The 18832-nt window shown below is 26.9% G+C and carries 21 protein-coding genes; 17 read left to right on the forward strand and 4 right to left on the reverse strand.

Annotated features, from left to right (window positions below):
- Positions 1–10 precede the first annotated feature (10 nt).
- The 4 genes from ACOBWH_RS01360 to ACOBWH_RS01375 form a co-directional block, all read right to left on the reverse strand.
- Positions 11–451, reverse strand: coding sequence for a DUF3627 domain-containing protein (locus ACOBWH_RS01360; RefSeq protein ID WP_424526749.1), 441 nt, complete (start codon positions 449–451; stop codon positions 11–13).
- A 734-nt stretch (positions 452–1185) separates the two neighbouring features.
- Positions 1186–1437 (reverse strand): hypothetical protein, encoded by a 252-nt coding sequence (locus tag ACOBWH_RS01365; RefSeq protein WP_424526750.1) that lies wholly within the window; start codon positions 1435–1437, stop codon positions 1186–1188.
- Entirely contained in the window at positions 1437–1586 is a 150-nt protein-coding gene (locus tag ACOBWH_RS01370) for a hypothetical protein (protein ID WP_424526751.1), read from the reverse strand. Before ACOBWH_RS01370 ends, ACOBWH_RS01365 begins: the two co-directional genes overlap by 1 nt.
- 483 nt (positions 1587–2069) lie before the next feature.
- Positions 2070–2885 carry a M60 family metallopeptidase gene (locus ACOBWH_RS01375; RefSeq protein WP_424526752.1) on the reverse strand — a complete coding sequence of 272 codons (816 nt, stop codon included), beginning with the start codon at positions 2883–2885 and terminating at the stop codon, positions 2070–2072.
- 343 nt (positions 2886–3228) lie between these two features.
- Between ACOBWH_RS01375 and ACOBWH_RS01380 the strand changes: the two genes are divergently transcribed.
- From ACOBWH_RS01380 to metG, 17 genes are all read left to right on the forward strand, one after another.
- Positions 3229–3504, forward strand: a complete 276-nt coding sequence (locus tag ACOBWH_RS01380) for a transposase (protein ID WP_424526013.1) — start codon at positions 3229–3231, stop codon at positions 3502–3504.
- A 32-nt stretch (positions 3505–3536) separates the two neighbouring features.
- Complete coding sequence (locus tag ACOBWH_RS01385; RefSeq protein WP_424527367.1) at positions 3537–4337, forward strand: IS3 family transposase; 801 nt, start codon at positions 3537–3539, stop codon at positions 4335–4337.
- Positions 4338–4633: 296 nt separating this feature from the next.
- Positions 4634–6166: an ABC-F family ATP-binding cassette domain-containing protein gene (locus ACOBWH_RS01390; protein ID WP_424526753.1), complete on the forward strand. Its 1533-nt coding sequence runs from the start codon at positions 4634–4636 to the stop codon at positions 6164–6166.
- 9 nt (positions 6167–6175) lie between these two features.
- Positions 6176–6478: a GIY-YIG nuclease family protein gene (locus ACOBWH_RS01395; protein WP_083258381.1), complete on the forward strand. Its 303-nt coding sequence runs from the start codon at positions 6176–6178 to the stop codon at positions 6476–6478.
- Between the two features lie 21 nt (positions 6479–6499).
- Entirely contained in the window at positions 6500–6817 is a 318-nt protein-coding gene (locus ACOBWH_RS01400) for a hypothetical protein (protein ID WP_424526754.1), read from the forward strand.
- Between the two features lie 51 nt (positions 6818–6868).
- A complete protein-coding gene (locus ACOBWH_RS01405) occupies positions 6869–7153 on the forward strand; it encodes a hypothetical protein (protein WP_424526755.1) in 285 nt (94 codons plus the stop codon).
- Between the two features lie 44 nt (positions 7154–7197).
- Positions 7198–7521: a hypothetical protein gene (locus ACOBWH_RS01410; protein WP_070406397.1), complete on the forward strand. Its 324-nt coding sequence runs from the start codon at positions 7198–7200 to the stop codon at positions 7519–7521.
- 90 nt (positions 7522–7611) lie between these two features.
- Entirely contained in the window at positions 7612–10458 is a 2847-nt protein-coding gene (uvrA, locus tag ACOBWH_RS01415) for an excinuclease ABC subunit UvrA (protein ID WP_424526756.1), read from the forward strand.
- Between the two features lie 3 nt (positions 10459–10461).
- Complete coding sequence (locus ACOBWH_RS01420; RefSeq protein ID WP_424526757.1) at positions 10462–11586, forward strand: bifunctional folylpolyglutamate synthase/dihydrofolate synthase; 1125 nt, start codon at positions 10462–10464, stop codon at positions 11584–11586.
- A 4-nt stretch (positions 11587–11590) separates the two neighbouring features.
- Complete coding sequence (locus ACOBWH_RS01425; RefSeq protein WP_424526758.1) at positions 11591–12349, forward strand: folate family ECF transporter S component; 759 nt, start codon at positions 11591–11593, stop codon at positions 12347–12349.
- Between the two features lie 165 nt (positions 12350–12514).
- Positions 12515–13756, forward strand: coding sequence for a DnaD domain protein (locus ACOBWH_RS01430; protein WP_424526759.1), 1242 nt, complete (start codon positions 12515–12517; stop codon positions 13754–13756).
- A gap of 27 nt (positions 13757–13783) precedes the next feature.
- Positions 13784–14695, forward strand: a complete 912-nt coding sequence (locus tag ACOBWH_RS01435) for an ATP-binding protein (RefSeq protein WP_424526760.1) — start codon at positions 13784–13786, stop codon at positions 14693–14695.
- Entirely contained in the window at positions 14667–14957 is a 291-nt protein-coding gene (locus ACOBWH_RS01440; protein ID WP_424526761.1) for a hypothetical protein, read from the forward strand. The genes ACOBWH_RS01435 and ACOBWH_RS01440 overlap by 29 nt, the downstream gene beginning before the upstream one ends.
- On the forward strand, positions 14920–15306 hold the full coding sequence (locus ACOBWH_RS01445; protein WP_424526762.1) for a hypothetical protein: 387 nt from the start codon (positions 14920–14922) through the stop codon (positions 15304–15306). The genes ACOBWH_RS01440 and ACOBWH_RS01445 overlap by 38 nt, the downstream gene beginning before the upstream one ends.
- Positions 15307–15438: 132 nt before the next feature.
- Positions 15439–16437, forward strand: coding sequence for a type I glyceraldehyde-3-phosphate dehydrogenase (gap, locus tag ACOBWH_RS01450; protein WP_070406403.1), 999 nt, complete (start codon positions 15439–15441; stop codon positions 16435–16437).
- A 185-nt stretch (positions 16438–16622) separates the two neighbouring features.
- Positions 16623–17078, forward strand: coding sequence for a hypothetical protein (locus tag ACOBWH_RS01455; RefSeq protein ID WP_424526763.1), 456 nt, complete (start codon positions 16623–16625; stop codon positions 17076–17078).
- Positions 17079–17199: 121 nt separating this feature from the next.
- The gene (gene metG / locus ACOBWH_RS01460; RefSeq protein WP_424527369.1) at positions 17200–18810 is read left to right on the forward strand and encodes a methionine--tRNA ligase; all 1611 of its coding nucleotides are present in this window, start codon (positions 17200–17202) and stop codon (positions 18808–18810) included.
- Positions 18811–18832: the final 22 nt, after the last annotated feature.

The following is an 18832-nucleotide window of genomic DNA, read 5'->3' on the forward strand; positions in this document are numbered from 1 at the left end:
ATAAACTCATTTAATTTAAACTTTCTAAATCATTAATTAATTCTTGCTCTTTTTCAACACTTCAATTTGTTAAATTATTATTGTTATTATTTACTTTTACTTTTTTAGGTTCATTTGAAAATAATGCTTTGTGCATACTTTTAAAATAATTTTGTTTATATTGATTATACAAATTAATTAATTCTGTTCCAGTTAAATATTTTCAAATATGGCGTTTTAAATTTTCATCATATTTTACAATAGGATAAGAATTATAATAAATCAAACCAATAGCTACTTGATCAGAATGTTTTTTACTAAGATAAATAAACTTATTACTTAATCAAAAACCAATATGTTTATTATGATTAGGCAAATTTATAAAACTTGCTTTATCTGTTTCAAAAACTATTAACTCTTTACGAATAAAATAATTTTCTATATTTTTATTTTTCTTAATAAAATTACTCAATTTTATCAACTCCTTAATAAACATTGTTTCTAATTAACAATGTTATATTTAATGTTCATATATTGCTTATTTATTGATAAAAACATTGATTATTAACAATGTTATACATAATGCTAATATATTGTTTATTTAATGTTTAATAAACAATGTTATTAACAATGTTAAATATATAAAATAGTAAAAATTGGCACACTGAAAAATACTATTTAATTTATAATTAATAGTTATTAAAATATAAAATTATACTTTTATAATTAAGTTGATATTTTTACACTATATACTGCCTACAAGTTTTTAGAAAAAGAAATATTTTTTACAAACGTGATACCATCTATTTTTTGCTTATTATGAATGGTATCACCAATTAAAACAATTATTTCAATAATAATAGTTTTAATAATAACTTTTAACTTTATTATTTGAATTTTTAATAAATTAACAAATTTATAAATATTTTATTAGAAAAAGAAATATTTTTTACAACATTATTTATATTAAATCCTACTAATAAACTCAATATTATGAACAATAAACAATATAAATGTAACTACTATTGGCGATATAGTCATATTCATTTCAGTTAACATTATCAATAATAACCAAAACAATTAAATTTATTTAAAAATAAATTTGTAGACAGTGTATAATGCAAAAATAAACAACAAAATTATTTATACAATTCACATAAAAGCTAGTGTGCCATAGCTAAAATATATGATCAGTTATACTAAATATTAAAATCCTTTAACCATAACACGGAAAAAGTTTAATATCTTAACAATAACAAAAATACCAAATGGAATTAAAATAATTCACGCATCACCTAAAAAAGTCATTAATTGTGGTAATACAGCATAAACAGCATCTTTAACTTTCATCATTGCTTGTCCTAAACCACTTCAAATAGAACCCATTCCATCTGAAATAGTAGGCTTATCACCAACTGCTAAAAAAATAATTGCTGTTGTTAAATACATCCCTAACATTATTTCGTATCCTCCTTGTTTTCAATTTCTTTTTTATCTTTTTTCTTACCTCGAATTTGGCGAATTTTTTGATAAATTGACAAACCAATTCAAGCAAAAATACCTAATATAATAACAACACTAAATATTGTCGTTAATCAAACTGGCATAATATATCTCCTTTCAATAAATTAAAAAATTGAAATTTGCAAACTCGCTCCGCTCGTTGTCGCTTTGCTCCATTTAAAAAACATTAATTGAATAAATTATCCGCTAATAAATTACGCGGAATAATTTATTCTTTTACTTTTTAATTTTAATATCTTTTGCAATCTTATTGACAATATTAATAACAATATCTTTACCATACTTTTTCACTAACGACTGCAAAATAAAATATTGCTTTGTTTGCATAATTTCAACTCCTTAAAATTTTTAAAAAATAATAACTTTAATATTAATAATTTCTATGTATAAAAGAAAAAACAAGATTATATCTTGTTTTTAACTAAAACCCGTATCTTTGCAACGGATCCTTTATTAATAATATTTTCAGTTTCTTTAGTTGGTCGTAAACCTCACACTTCAAAGAATGGTGATAAATTATATCCTGATATTTCTGATGCATGAATAATGAATTGTTGAATTTTAATTTAGTCATTATAAAGTCCATTTTTTTCAGTATTGAGCATTGCTCGATAAGTTTGATTTAATTGTGGATAAAAGTTTTCTCCAAATGCCATTCTTAATTGTCAAAACATTGCTAGTTTAACTCATAAAGGCTCTTGTTTTATCTTATTAAAATCTCGTTCTTTAATTGGAGTTTGGAAAAATAATTCAATTTCTTCCATATAATTAAAAATTCGCAATGGAACATTAAAATGTTCTTGGACATACAGGGCACTAATATTATTAGTAACTTCAGTTAAATTATTTCATTTATATTGTGAACTTTGATAAGTATGACCAGTTTCATGCCATAGTGCTCATTGATCAGAAATTTTATCTAAAAATAAATTTTGTCCAGCAGAAGTACTGTTTTGAAACATTATTCGATTATTACTTGCATTAGCATAACCACCACTGTCGTCTTCATTAGCAATATGAATATATTGTGAATATTTTTTATTGATTCCATCATTTGCTTCATTTAAGCCAAGAAGTTCATTAGTATATTTTCATGTTTTGTCTCATCCTGCTAAAATAGCATTAAAATGTTGTTTTAAACGAGGCAGAACTTTTTTAATAATCATTTCTGTTTGCATTGTAGCAATAAAGTGATTAGAAACAAATTCAACAAAAGGTGAATTTGTGTTTAAAACATCATTAATAAAATTATTTTGATTAGATTTATTTATTTTAAAAGTTGGCATTTTAATAACAGCATTAGAATTTTCTGCTGTTACGCTAGTTACTTGTAAATTAGTTTGATTATTATCAGCAAGATAAAGAACACCATCAGTCTCCAAATAAAAAGTAACAAAGTTAGCTTTTGTTGGAATTAAAATATGACTAAAAACACTGTTTTGGTTTTGATTTATGTTTTTGTATTGTCCTCATTGGCCAATTGATAGCTTAATCTGCCCTAATTCATCGTTTGTTAAATCCCGGTTTAATGTTACTGTATAAGTATGTTTTCCTTGTAAATAATAACCTGTTGGTTTAAATTCTGAATGACTAAAAATACGATTTTCTTGATCAGCAATTTCTCTACTATTTAAAAAATTATAGTTTTGGATGGGTTAAGATAAATTGGACAACAATAATGTAGAGTAAAAGATTATAATTAAGTTACAATGGAGGTGTAATTATATGGCAAAGAATCATTATACCGATGAATTTAAACAACAAATTGTTGGTCTTTATAAATCAGGCAAAACATCTGGTCAATTATCTAATGACTATCAAATTGGTAAATCCACTGTTTGAAAATGAGTGCATGAATTTAACAATTCAGGATCATTTAAAGCTAAAGACAATCGCTTTGTTGAAGAAAATGAACTTATTCAGTTGCGAAAAGAAAACAAACAATTACGAATGGAAAATGATATTTTAAAGCAAGCAGCACTGATAATAGGCAAAAAATAGTAATTATAAAAAATAACAAAGAAAAGTATAAAATTACTAATTTATGTAAAACACTAAAAGTTGCTAGATCAACATTTTATTATCAATTAAAATCAAATAAACTTAGTCAAGCCCAACATATTGATAATACTATTATCAGTATTTTCTTAAAAAGTAGAAAAAACTATGGTACAAGAAAAATTAAAGTTATGTTAGCACAACAAAATATTATATTGTCACGAATAAAAATTAGTCAAATAATGCAAAAATATAATTTAATTTCAAATTATACAAAAATTAAATATAAACATCATAATAACAAAGATATCACTTACAAATATAATAATTTGTTAAATCAAGATTTTGATAATTATAAATTACATGAAGTTGTTGTCAGTGATTTAACTTATGTTTGAATTAATAATCAATGATATTATGTATGTTTATTGATTGATTTGTTTAATCGTGAAATTATTAGCTATGATGTTAGTTCTCATAAAGATGCAAAATTAGTTGAAAGTACTTTTAACAAACTTAATTTTTCTTTAGAAAATATTAAAATATTTCATACTGACCAAGGAAGTGAATTTAACAATAGTACTATTTATAAACTTTTGACTAAGAACAATGTACAAAAATCTTATAGTAAACCTGGATATCCTTATGACAATGCAGTAGCTGAATCTACTTATAAAATTTTAAAAACTGAATTAGTCAAAAATAAAAAATTTAAAAGTATTGAAGAATTTAAATTAGAATTATTTGATTATGTTAATTGATATAATAATACTCGTATTCATAGCAAATTAAATTATTTATCACCAATCCAATATAAAAATCTTTACTCTATATAAAATTTGTCCAAAAAATCCTTGCTATTTCAGCCTCCTTTATATACTTATTGTGGCTTTATTTTATAACTTTTTTAAAAATGTAAAGGCATAATGAACTTAACACCTTTAGTAAAACTAAGTATTACATATTGGCAGATACATTTTTAAACATTAATTTCAAATTTTTTTAAATCAAAGTTGACTTTTTACTAAATATAACAATTTATGTATTAGTGTTATTCCATATAAAAGTTTTATTTTATTTCTATTTTAAAATAAGGTATAATTATAAATTGTAATAAGGGATTGAGGTTAAAATGAGTTTAATTAATATTGAAAATTTAAGTCATGCTAACGGTGGAAAGATTTTATATAAAAACGCAACAGTTCGAATCAATAAGGGGGAACATCTAGCGTTAATTGGGGCGAATGGAACAGGGAAGACTACTTTATTAAGTATTATTTATGGAAAAATTGCACCTGACGAAGGGATAATTGAATTACACCCAAAGGTTAAGATTGGTTATTTAGATCAACACCAAGCGTTAGATGGTAGTTTAACAGTTGATCAGTTTTTAAAATTAACATATCAACATTTATTTGATATTGAACAAAAAATTCATGATATTTATGAAAAAATGAGTGTTAATTATGATGAAGATGAGTTAGTCAAAGCGTTAAAATTACAAGAACATTTAGATCAAAATGGGTTTGAAACAATTGATAAAGAAATTCGCAGTTTAGTTGATGGATTAGGGATTGATTCAACAAGGTTAAATGCCAAGTTATCAGAGTTATCGGGAGGACAACGGGGGAAAGTTATCTTGGCAAAATTATTATTATCAGAAAATGATTTTTTGTTATTAGATGAACCAACTAACTTTTTGGATTTGGAACAAGTTGAGTGATTGGCAAGGTTTTTACAAAATTACGAGAAAGCTTTTTTAGTGGTTTCCCATGACATTGATTTTATTAATAAAGTTGCAAAGGTTATTTATGCGATTGAAAATTTAACAATTAATCGTTATGTTGGAAACTATCAACAGTATTTAGTATTAAGTGAATTAAAAAACGATCAATATGATAAGGCCCAAAAAGGACAAGAACGATTAATTAAAAAATTAGAAACTTATGTTGCAAAAAATAAAGCGCGTGCTTCAACAGCAAAAAGTGCTCAGTCACGCCAGAAACAAATTGATAAAATGGAAGTTATTGAAAAACGCCATGAGTTGATGAAACCAAAGTTTAGTTTTAAATACAAACGCCCAGTAAGTACAACAATTATTAGTGCTGAAAAATTAGAGATTGGTTATCAGTTTCCGTTAATTCAACCTTTAACATTTGATATTCGTGATGGAGAAAAATGTATTGTTCGTGGGTATAATGGGATTGGAAAAACAACTTTCTTAAATACTTTAGCAGGAAATCTTCCAAGTTTAGGGGGAACTTTAAAACTTGGCAATGGCGTCGTTATTGCTTATTTTCATCAAATTGAAGCAATCATGGAGATGACACCAATTGAGTATTTAAAAAATTTATATCCTGACTTTGAAGAAGGACGGATTCGCAGTATTTTAGCAAACTTTGGGGTTAAAAGTACTTTAATGCAGAACCAAATGATAAAGTTATCTGGAGGTGAACAAACAAAAGTTGGGTTATCAGCATTATCATTAGAACCGTGTAGTTTATTAATTTTAGATGAGCCAACAAACCATATTGATGTTTTGGCAAAGGAAGCATTATTAGAAGCAATTCAAGCGTTTGAAGGAACTGTTTTAATTACGACCCATGATATTAATTTTAATGTTAATTGAGCCGATAAAGTGCTTGACTTTGAGAAAATGGTATAAGAACTAATTGTGAAAAAACATTATTTTTATGTGTTGGTTTGTGCTGATAAAACATTATATGCTGGATATACGGTTGATTTGGTTCGCCGTGAGCAAGAACATAACCTTGGAATAGGGGCCAAATATACGGCCTTATCAAAACGAAGACCAGTTAAAATAATTTATTGGGAGGAATATAAAACACGTTCAGTTGCGATGCAACGCGAAGCAGCTTTTAAACAGTTATCGCGGGTTGATAAAATTAATTTTTTACGAAAACAAAATATTGATTTACCCTTTGCGATGAAAACAGATGTGGTAAAATCAAAATAAGAATATTAAAGCGGAGGTAGGATGGATAAAAATATTCAAGTTTTAGTTGATGAGTTAACACAATTATATCAACGTTATCAAGCACAAGCGTTGCAAAATGATATTATGATCTGCTTAGATATTTTAAAATACTATGATTTTAGTGATCAAAATAATCGGGTTTTTATTGGTTATGTTTTACGAGTATTTTATATTTTAAAAGCAAAACTTGAACAAAATATTGATTTAACAACTGACTTATCGAATTTAATGGCAAAGGGATATACAACAGGTAATAACCGGAATATTTTTCGCCGTAAAGTTGGTAAGAATGGTCAAGAATTTAAAAATGAAGTTTAATTTTACATTAAACGAAATTATTTTGATGATGAATATGAACGCTTGCAACGGATGATTTTAAAAAATGGAACAAAATTAGTTGGACCGGTAAATAGTTCTTTAGCTGGTTTTAATTATGAGAAAATACTAACAAATTCAATCCAATTAGTGGATAGCCAAGAATTAGTATTACGATTACAAAAGATTGTGATTCGAATATTAAAACCATTTGAAAGTGAAAAAAGTCAATTTTTAGAAAAGCAAGCAATGATTGATAAATATTTGGTCGAAACTATAACTAAACAAGAAAATTATTTGCAACAATATAACAAATTATTTAAACAAGAAAATAATTAATTTATATAGTACAATATAAGTAGTCAAAATTAAGGGAGGAAAATATGAAACCAGAATTAAAAGAGTTATTATTAGAAATTAAAACAAAAATTAATGATGATAAAATTTTTCGAGATTTTGTTGGTGAAATTTTAAATGAGGCTAATTACAATAACTATTATGAACAATCAGTTGCGGATGAAGAAATTGCTGAGCAATTAGTTGAAATCTATTTTATTGAAAATTATAGCAGTGATGAAGAAGTTTCAGAACTAAAAGAAAAAATCATGAAAATTTTATTCTTCTTAGAAGGACAAGAAGAATTAGTTAAAGAATATGCCTATTTTATTGAAAATAAAGTAAGCCAATTTGTTACAGAACTTAACTAATTTTATTAATCTGACAGCAAATGTTAGATTTTTTTAAACTATTAACTATTATGTTACTTTTACAAAATAATAATTTAAGAAGGTGAAAAAATGGGAAAAGATTGAATTGTTGTTAAAGGAGCGCGTGAAAACAATTTAAAGAATATTGATGTTCAAATTCCAAAAGATAAATTAGTTGTTTTTACTGGTTTGTCAGGGAGTGGAAAATCATCACTAGCTTTTAATACTATTTATGCGGAAGGTCGTCGCCGTTATATTGAAAGTTTGTCGAGTTATGCTCGTCAATTTTTAGGTGGTAATGAAAAACCAGATGTTGATGCAATTGATGGGTTATCACCAGCAATTTCAATTGATCAAAAGACAACTAGTCATAATCCACGAAGTACAGTTGGAACAGTAACTGAAATCTATGATTATTTACGACTATTATATGCACGGGTTGGAACTCCTTCTTGTATTAATGGCCATGGTGTTATTAAGTCAGTAACGATCAAAGAGATTATTAATAATTTAAAACAATTGTTAAATGAAGGCGAAAAGTTTATGATTTTATCACCAGTTGTGCGTGATAAAAAAGGGAGTTTTAAAGATTTATTCGCACGCTTAAAACAAGAAAGTTTTATTCGGGTAAAAGTTAATGGTGAAATTAAAACATTAGATGAAGAAATTGAGTTAGATAAAAATAAACGACAAAACATTGATATTATTATTGACCGGTTAGTGTACAAGAATTCTGAAGAGTTATTAAGTCGGATTCATGATGCAATTGAAGTTGCCTTAAAGTATGGGAATGCTTTAGTAAAAATTGATTTTGTTGATCAGCAAAAAGAAACATTATTTTCAACAAATTATTCATGTAATATTTGTGGTTTTGTGATTCCAGAATTAGAACCACGATTATTTTCTTTTAATTCACCAGCAGGGGCTTGTAATGAATGTAAAGGGTTAGGAGTAAAATTAGAAGTTGATGAAGATTTACTAATTCCGAATCGATCATTATCAATCTTACAAGGGGCAATTGTTTATTTAAAAAATATTGTTAACACAACAAATATTGAATGGCAAAAATTTAAAGTTCTTGCAGAACATTATCATATTGTTTTAGAACAACCAGTTAGCGATTTAACAAAAGGGCAATTAGAATATTTAATGCGTGGTAGTGATGAGCCAATTGAATATAATTTTAAAACAGCAAGTGGTAATATTATGCGTGGATATGATTATATTGAAGGAGTTGGTCAATTAATTGAGCGGCGTTATACTGAAACTTCTAGTGAAACTGCTCGGGAATATTATAAACAGTTCATGACCGATAAAAAATGTGGAACTTGTCAGGGAAAACGGTTAAATGAAATTCCATTGTCAGTAAAAATTAATAATATTAGTATTTCTGATTTTACCGACTTATCAGTTGAAGATGAATTAAAAGAGATTTTAAATTTAGTTTTAACTGAATCACAACAAGAAATTGCCCGATTAGTAATTAATGAATTAGTTAACCGTCTTGATTTTTTAAATCGTGTTGGTTTAAGTTATTTAACATTGTCACGTAATGCCTCAACTTTATCAGGGGGAGAAGCACAACGGATTAGATTAGCAACACAAATTGGAAGTCAGCTAACCGGAGTCCTATATGTATTAGATGAACCATCAATTGGTTTACACCAACGTGATAATGATAAACTAATTGAAACGTTAAAAAGTTTACGTGATTTAGGGAATACTTTAATTGTTGTTGAACATGATGAAGACACTATTCGTGCTAGTGATTATGTTGTTGATATTGGTCCACAAGCAGGAATTAATGGTGGTGAAGTTGTTGCGGCTGGAAGTATTGATGATATTAAACAAAACCCAAATTCAATTACCGGAAAATATTTAACTGGTGAATTAGAAATTACTGTTCCAAGCAAACGTCGTGGTGGTAATGGTTTAACATTAGAAATTAAAGGAGCACGTGAAAATAATTTAAAAAATATTAATGTAACAATTCCCTTGAATAAATTTGTTTGTTTAACCGGAGTTTCTGGTAGTGGAAAGTCAACTTTAATGAATGAAATTTTATGAAAAGGAATTAAAAAGAATCTTGGTTTAGCAATTGATCGTCCTGGTGCCCATGATAAGATTGTTGGAATTGATAACATTGATAAAGTTATTAATATTTCACAAGATCCAATTGGAAAAACACCACGGAGTAATCCAGCGACATATACTTCGGTGTTTGACGATATACGTGATTTATTTGCAAGTACAAATGAAGCAAAAGCGCGAGGTTATTTAAAAGGACGTTTTTCTTTTAACGTGCCTGGTGGACGTTGTGAGAATTGCCAAGGTGATGGAATTATTAAAATATCAATGCACTTTTTACCAACAGTTTATGTTCCTTGCGAAGTTTGTGAAGGAAAAAGATATAATGATGAAACATTATTAGTTAAGTTTAAAGATAAAAATATTTATGATATTTTAGAAATGACAGTTGATCAAGCTTGTGAATTTTTTGCAAAGCAACCAAAGATTAGCCAAAAGTTAGCAACAATGCAAGAAGTTGGTTTGGGTTATATTAAGTTAGGACAATCAGCAACCGAATTATCAGGGGGAGAAGCACAACGGGTTAAGTTATCAACTTTCTTATTAAAACGAACAACAGGAAAAACATTATTTTTATTAGATGAACCTACAACAGGTTTACATGTTGACGATGTTAAGAGGTTATTGTTGGTTTTAAATAAAATTGTTGATAATGGTGATACTGTTGTTACAATTGAACATAACTTAGATGTGATTAAAGTGGCAGATTATATTATTGATTTAGGACCAGAAGGTGGTGTTGGCGGAGGAACTGTTATTGCGACAGGAACTCCAGAACAAATTGCAGTAAAAAGTGATATTAGTTATACGGCACAATATTTAACGCCACTTTTGAATAAGGAAAAATAATTGATGGATGTTAAGAAACAACTTTTTAAAGCTGCTTTGTTTAAGAAAGAATATAATTTAGGAAAACTATTAGCAGAAAAATATCATAATGCTCAAGATAAAATTCAAGTTGTTAATGTTGTTGGAACTAATGGGAAAGGTTCTGTTTCTAATTATTTGCAACGACAATTAATGTTAAATTATAAAAAAGTTGGTCTTTTTACTTCACCCGCATTTTTAAAGCATAATGAAAGAATTAAAATTAATAATCAGTTTATTAGTAATAATGATTTAAAACGAATTATTAAAAGTATTAAAGACGAGATTAAAACTTATCAGTTGACTTTTTTTGAAATTTGAGTTTTAATTTGTATTAAATATTTTTTAGAACAACAAATTAAAGTTGCTGTTATTGAAGCTGGAATTGGTGGACGATTGGATGCAACTAATGTTTTTAATAACCAACTAGCAGTGTTATTAACTTCAATTGACTATGATCACACTGAAGTTTTAGGAACAAGATTAGAAAGTATTATTCAAAATAAAGTTGGTATTGTTAAAAATGATTGTCAACTTTTTATTAGCGCAAGTTGTCAAAAATATTTTTCTGTTATTGCAAAATATCTTAATTCGGATAGAATTATTACAAGCGAAGTTTACCCGCAAGCAATTAATTATTATCAAGAATTTAATGTTGGACTAGTAATTAAATTTCTGACAGTTTTTAAGTTTAAAATTAATTATGCACTTTTTAAAGTAAATCCGGTCTTGGGTCGTTTTACCCAATTGAGTAAAAATCCGTATTTTATTATTGATGGTGCACATAATCCAGAAGGAATTCGTGCCTGTATTCATACCTTTGAAATGTTAAATAATTTAAACCATGATGAAGTGTTAGTATTATATGCATCATCCCAAAAGAAAGATTATTTACAAAATCTAATGTTATTAAAAGAACATTTTGGGTCAAATTTGTATATTACTGCTTTTAAGCATCCAATGTCCTGAGATATTACGGACATTAATTTTCATAATAAAGTTAAAAATTGAAAAAAATTATTATTACAGAATAAGACAAAAAATATTTTAATTTGTGGGTCGTTATATTTTATTCCGTTAGTATATCAGTTTTATTTAGAAAGGATGTAAAATTATGTTATATTTACTAACAAATATTGGTGCTTGATTAGGAATTGCCATTTTATTTGGTTTAGGCGTTTTATTGGATTATAAAAATTTAAAAAAAATTAATATTTTGACAATGACCGTAACAAGTCTATTGATTGCATTATCAGTTATTTTAACAAATTTAATCGGATATACAATTCCAATTACAGGAGGAATTCGATTGGCATTGGGTAACTTTTTGATTTTTGTTGTTGGAATGTTATTTGGACCTTTCTTTGGTGTTATGAGTGGAATTGCAACCGATACTTTAGGAGCGTTGGTTAATATTCAAGGGACTTATCATGCTGGTTTTGCTTTTAATCTTGCTTTTTATGGTTTTATGGGTAGTGTTGTTTTTTTGTTTAAGAATCAAAGATTTTGAATTATAAAAACAATTATGTTATATATTATTACGTTTGTGTTAATTTCATTTGGATTTAATGTTTTATGATTATATTCAATTGGTTGAAATTTTGTTGTGTTAGGAACAACGTTTATTGCAAAAGCAATTAAGTTTCCAATTCAAATGGCAATTTATTTACCAATGGCAATTTCTAGTTTTACCATTTTATATAAATTAATTACATCACGTCACAGCATTAATTTATGATGTGCAGAAAATAGATCTTTAAAATTAATATTAATTAGATTTAAAAAACGTATCAGTTGTTTTTGAGCAATTTGATTTTGAACTTCAATATTACTACCAATTAAACTTAAAAAATATAAGTCTCCTGATAAATAAAAATTGTTTATATGTGTAAAACTTCTAAAAATCTAATAAGAATAGGGATTTTTATTAAAAACATTTGTGGATAACTAAAAAGATATTATGATTTTGTTAATTTATATTTACTTATTATTTGTTAGTTGTAATATTATTAATGATTAAGTGAAGGAATGTGAAAAAATGTTGGGGAAAGAGGCTACATATTTAATAAAACAAGAAAGCCAATTATCAGATGATGAACGTATGCTCCTTTTATGTTTATATCGTCCAATTATTGGGGATAAAGCACATATGTTATATATTGCTTTTACGGCACAAGATTTTGTTTTAGAATTAAATATTAAGTATCAATTAGACCATCTTTTATTATTATTACAAATGACATATGAAGAGTTTTTAACAGCAAAAAATACATTAGAAACAATTGGGTTGTTAAAAATGTTGAAACGTGAAAAAGGGAAACATCATATTTTAAAACCACAATTACCTATTTCTGCAATTGCTTTTTTTGAAAATAAAATCTTAAGTGATTACTTATTAAATATTGTTGGTACAAAGTGTTTTACAATTATTAAAGATAAATTTATTGAAGAGGAGCACCCTAAGACTGGTGATAAAATATCACCACAATTAAATATTGCTAATGTTAATTTAGATTTTGTTTATATTGATAAGTACTTAGCAACCAAAAATGCCAATCATAAATTGTATCTACCATATCGTGAAAAAATTATTCAATTAGCAAATTATTATCATGTTTTAACAAATAATCTTGCTATTTTTATTTATAAGAGTATTGAGTTAATTGATCAAAAACGCATTTTTAATTATGAAAAATTTCAACATTTATTATCTGATTTTCATCAGAAAACAATTTTGAAAAAACAAATAACCGGAGAGCAATTAAAGTTAATTGTTAATGAAGAAAATATTGTAAGACCAACAAATATGTTAGAAGCAAAAATTAATGAAATGACATCAATTGATCCGATTGAATATTTAACCTTATTACGAGAAAATACAAAACCAACACCAATGGAAGTTGATTTAATTCGTGATTTAATTATTAATTATTCATTAAAACCAGGTGTTGTTAATTGTTTAATTGAATATGTTTGGTTTAAAAATTCACGTCGAATTGAAAGAAAATATTGTGAAAAAATTGCCAATACTTTTAATCAATTACAAATTGATACTGTTGATAAGGCAATGCAACATTTGCGTAGCGCTTATGCAAAAACACAAAAAAATAAAATTGCAAAGGAAACAATTAAGAGTAGTACTTATCAATTTAAACAACCAACAGTGAAAAATAATATGGCGACATTAGAATATAATAAGCTTTATGAGCAAAAACGCCAACAACGTGGAGAGAAAAAAGTTGATCTTAATCAATTATTAGATGATTTAAAAAACTTATAAGATAATCTGAAAAAAGGAGGCGTCGGAATGACAAAACTAAATTTGTTGGAACAGATTAAGAATAATGAAGAATTAATGTTTAATTTGCAAGCAATTTCTTTTGATGTTAATGATTATGAAAAGTTTAGTTTGCTCTTTGAAGAGTATTTAAATAATTATCATTATTGTGAATCCATGTCAAATTTGTCATTGTGTCAACAACAATTTAAGGGTTATAAATATTATTTTAGAAAAGAAGTTGATAAGTTATTTTTAACTCGTGTTGAGTGTAACCATATGATAACATTGAATGAAGTAAATAAAGTTAAAAATAATTATCTCTATTATGATTTTAGTGATGAGTTATTAAAACTTCGTTTAAATGATATTAAGAAAGATGAAAACTTTAATAATATGCATCAGATTATTGGCGAAATGGTTAAATTTGTCAAAGGACAACGACAAAAAGGATTATACATTTATGGTGAACCGGGGGTAGGGAAAACTTATTTATTAATTAGATTAGCTAATGTTTTAGCAAACAATAATCGAAAAGTTGCTTTTATTTCAGTAATTAATTTAATTAACAGAGTGAAAGAATCCTTTAATCTTTTTAATAACGAATCCTCATTAATTGATGATTTATTGCGTGCTGATGTTTTGTTTTTAGATGATATTGGAGGGGAAACCGTTTCACCATGAGTTCGCGATGATTTATTATTTCGAATTCTAAATGATCGGATTAGTCGCCAGTTACCAACTTTTTTTTCTTCTAATTTTACAACAACTGCATTAACAACAATTTATGCTAATGTTAAAAATGAAATTGGTAATAAGGAGATTAATAATATAAAAGCACTTCGTATTGTTGATCGGATTCGAGGATTAGCAACAGAATTAGAATTAATTGGAAATAGTAGGAGAAGTGATAATGATTATGCCAAAGTATGAACTACATAAATATTTTTTTAAAGGATATGATCAAAAAAATAATGTGCAAGATATTTTATATTTGAATGTTCAAAAATATCAGTATCAGCCCCAAACTGGAATTAAAGTAATAACAAAAGACAAAAAAGAATATTTGATTAAAAATTATTGGTTTGATTATGATAAACCAGACCCAGATGATAAATTTAAGTTTGAATGTTTTGAACGTGACTTACATCCAATTTTATTTTTAAATGAATGACAACAAGACAAAAAAAGCATTTATTGATAAACATTATTTACCGTTAGAAAAATTTAATATCTTAAAAGAACAAAAACAAAAAGTTCTTGCAGAATATTTGACTGTTCATGGTTTAACAGCAAAAGATGATCCGGCATATCGTAGTTTAGAAGCTTCTTTTAGTTTATTGAAACATAAACCACGAACAGAAGTAGAACATGAATTAACAGAAATGGCAGAATATTATACAGCGGAGATGAAGGAATTTGAAAAACTAAAACAAACAAATTCAATTTTAGCTTTTGAAGCGATTGCATTAGACTTATATGGTGATCCATTATTTTTTGCAGCAACAGTTGATGATCAAAATGAATTTTTAATTCATAATGAAGATTTCTAATTTTTTGTGTTTGCTTTATTTGGATATTTTCTAAATTTCTTGCAAATTAGGAGATGAGGTTGTAAAATAAAAGCAAGTATGCAATGTTTTATTGCAGACTAAGTTATTAAAGTAGTAGAGGAGAAAGAGTAGATGACAAAAATTGCAATTAACGGGTTCGGACGTATTGGTCGTTTAGCATTTAGAAAATTATTTGAAGAAAAAAATGTTGAAATTGTCGCAATTAATGATTTAACAGATGCAAAAACATTAGCAACATTATTAGAACTTGATTCAGCCCAAGGAGGATGAATGCGAGGAAAAATTTCTTCAGAAGAAAATGCTATTATTGTTAATGGGAAAAAAGTAATTGTTTGTGCAGAAAAAGATCCAACCGCTTTACCATGAGGGAAATTGGGAGTGGATGTTGTTGTTGAATCAACAGGAAGATTTGCTGATAAAGCAGGAGCTTCACAACATATTACAGCAGGAGCAAAAAAAGTTTTAATTTCAGCGCCAGCAAAAGGAACTGATGTTAAAACGATTGTTTATAATGTTAATCATAAAGATATCACAAAAGATGATACGGTTATTTCAGGAGCAAGTTGTACAACAAACTGTTTAGCACCAATGGCTCAGGTTCTAGACGAAAAATTTGGAATTGAAAAAGGATATATGACAACTGTTCATGCTGTTACAAATGACCAACGTTTATTAGATTTAGCTCATGATGATTTAAGAAGAGCGCGTGCTGCCTTTTCTAATATTGTTCCAACTAAAACTGGAGCAGCAGCAGCCGTAGCATTAGTATTACCACAATTAAAAGGTAAATTTGATGGAATGGCATTACGTGTACCAACAATTACAGGGTCAATCGTTGACTTAGCAGTTGAATTGAAAAAAACAACAACAGTTGATGAAATTAATAATGCAATGAAAGCAGCTGCATCAGAAACTTTTGGTTATAATACACAACCAATTGTTTCATCAGATATTATTGGTGAATCACACGGATCAATCTTTGATGCAACATTAACAAAAATTATTGAAGTTGATGGAAAACAATTAGTTAAAGTATATGCATGATATGATAATGAAATGTCATATGTATCACAAATGGTGCGCACATTATTATACTTTGCAACAGTTTAATTGAAAGCAAGAAACACTAAGAATCTTTAGTGTTTTTTTTTTTTTTTTTAGAAAAAGATATTTCTTATGTTATGATAATTATATATAAGAAAATAATCTTATAATATATAAAACTGAATAATGATACCTTTTGCGTATTTATGCCAGTGCTATAAAAAGTTTAAGGATTGAAGGAGATTATTAAAATGAAAAATCCTATTTTAGAAAAACACTTTCATAATATTCGTGACCAATTAAAATTAGTCCTAAGTATTGAAAAAATTCACGATTCAACTAATCCGATTCAATTGTTATATGACAATGTACTTTGGATTCGAAATAGCGGTCGTGTTATTACTGAAGATGATTTTACATATCGTTTGGAGTTAGCGTTAGCTGATACTTATAAAACATTATCACTACGAATTGATTCTCTATTGTTAAATGCTAAAACGTTATCTTATAGTTATTTTAAAGAAAAATTGGACATTAAAGTTTACCATAATAAATTGTATAAAGAGGCAGTTAAAATTTTAAAGGCAAGTTATAGTGATCGTATTGATGACATTGATTTTATTTATATTGCTTATCAAATGACAGAAATGTTAGGAGAAGGTTTACGTAGTATTTCTTCTCGGAAACTAAGTGAAGTAACAAGATAAATTATTGACAATCAAAAATAGTTATGTTGATAACTATTTTTTATTTGCACCATGGTTTACTGAAAGTTAAGAATCAGAGTAAAGAACCTTATTTTCAAACAGAAAATGCGATATAATTTATATTAGCAATTACAAAAATGAGAGGGATATTATGAGCCAAAACAAGAAATTATTTTATGTCACAACACCAATTTATTATCCAAGCGCCCAGCTACATATTGGTCATGCTTATACAACAACTTTGGCGGATATTTTGAACCGTTATAAAAAGTTAGATGGTTATGAAACCTTTTTTTTAACTGGTAGTGATGAGCATGGTGAAAAGATTCAAAAGAAGGCAAAAGAATCAGGTATTACACCATATGAATTTACAACAATGATTGTTAACAATTTCAAGTTACTATGAAATAAGTTAGGCATTGAGTATTCAAAGTTTATTCGAACAACAGATAAGACTCATGAACTTGGAGTTCAAAAGATTTTTAGTAAGTTATATCATAAAGGGGATATTTATTTAGGTGAATATGAGGGTTTGTATTGTGTTAGCTGTGAGGAATTTTTAACAGAATCACAATTAGATAAAACAACCCAACAATGTTTGGTTTGTGGGAACAAACCAAAGAAAGTTAAGGAAGAAACTTATTTTTTTAAAGTTTCAAAATATAGTCAGTTTTTAACTAATTATTATAATGAGCATTCAGACTTTATTGAACCAGAAGCAAGAAAAAATGAAATGTTAAATAATTTTATTTTGCCAGGATTAACTGATTTATCAGTAACAAGAACAACTTTTTCCTGAGGAATTAAAACATTAGAAAATGATAAGCATATTATTTATGTCTGAATTGATGCATTATCCAATTACTTAACAGGATTAGGTTATTTATCAGATGATGAAACATTATTTAACAAGTTTTGAAATAATCCAGATGTTGAGATTTTGCAGTTGTTAGGGAAGGAGATTGCGCGGTTTCATACAATTTATTGACCAAGTATGTTAGAAAGTTTGGAACTACGTCAACCAAACAAACTTTTATCACACGGTTGAATTTTATTTAAAGATACCAAGATGAGTAAATCAATTGGTAATGTTGTTGATCCATTATACTTAATTGATCAATATGGTCGTGATGTTTTAAGATTTTATTTAGGATATGAAATTCCAACGGATAATGATGGAAAGTTTTCTTATGAAATGTTCTTCGAATCATATAATACCCATCTAGTTAATAACATTGGTAACTTAGTATCACGTGTAAGCAATATGATTAGTAAATATTTTAATGGGGAACTTCTATCACAAGGACTATTAAAAAATGATTTAATTGATAGTTGTCTTTTGGCAATTAAAAGTTATCAGGTGGCAATGAATAATTATCAAATCTCAAAAGCATTAAGTATTGTTTTAGAATTATGTAATAAAGCAAATAAATATATTGAAGAAAGTAAACCATGAGAATTAGAAAAGAATCAAGAAACAGCACAATTACATACAACGTTAGCAACGTTAGCTTATGTCATTGTTGTTAGTGCTTTTTTATTACAACCAGTATTAATTGATCATGCGCAAAAAATTGCGGATTACTTTAATATTGATTTACAAAATTTAACATTTTCAACAATTTTAAGTCAAGAAATGATATATAATAAAAGGATAGAAAAAAAAGAAAATTTATTTGAGCGTTTAAATGTTGAACAAGAATTAAAACTAATTAAGACAGAATTAAATTAGTAAAATAATATAAAGGAGGGAT

It is taken from the genome of Spiroplasma endosymbiont of Glossina fuscipes fuscipes, from assembly GCF_049669535.1.
In the GTDB taxonomy this organism is placed as follows: Bacteria; Bacillota_I; Bacilli_A; order Mycoplasmatales; family Mycoplasmataceae; genus Spiroplasma.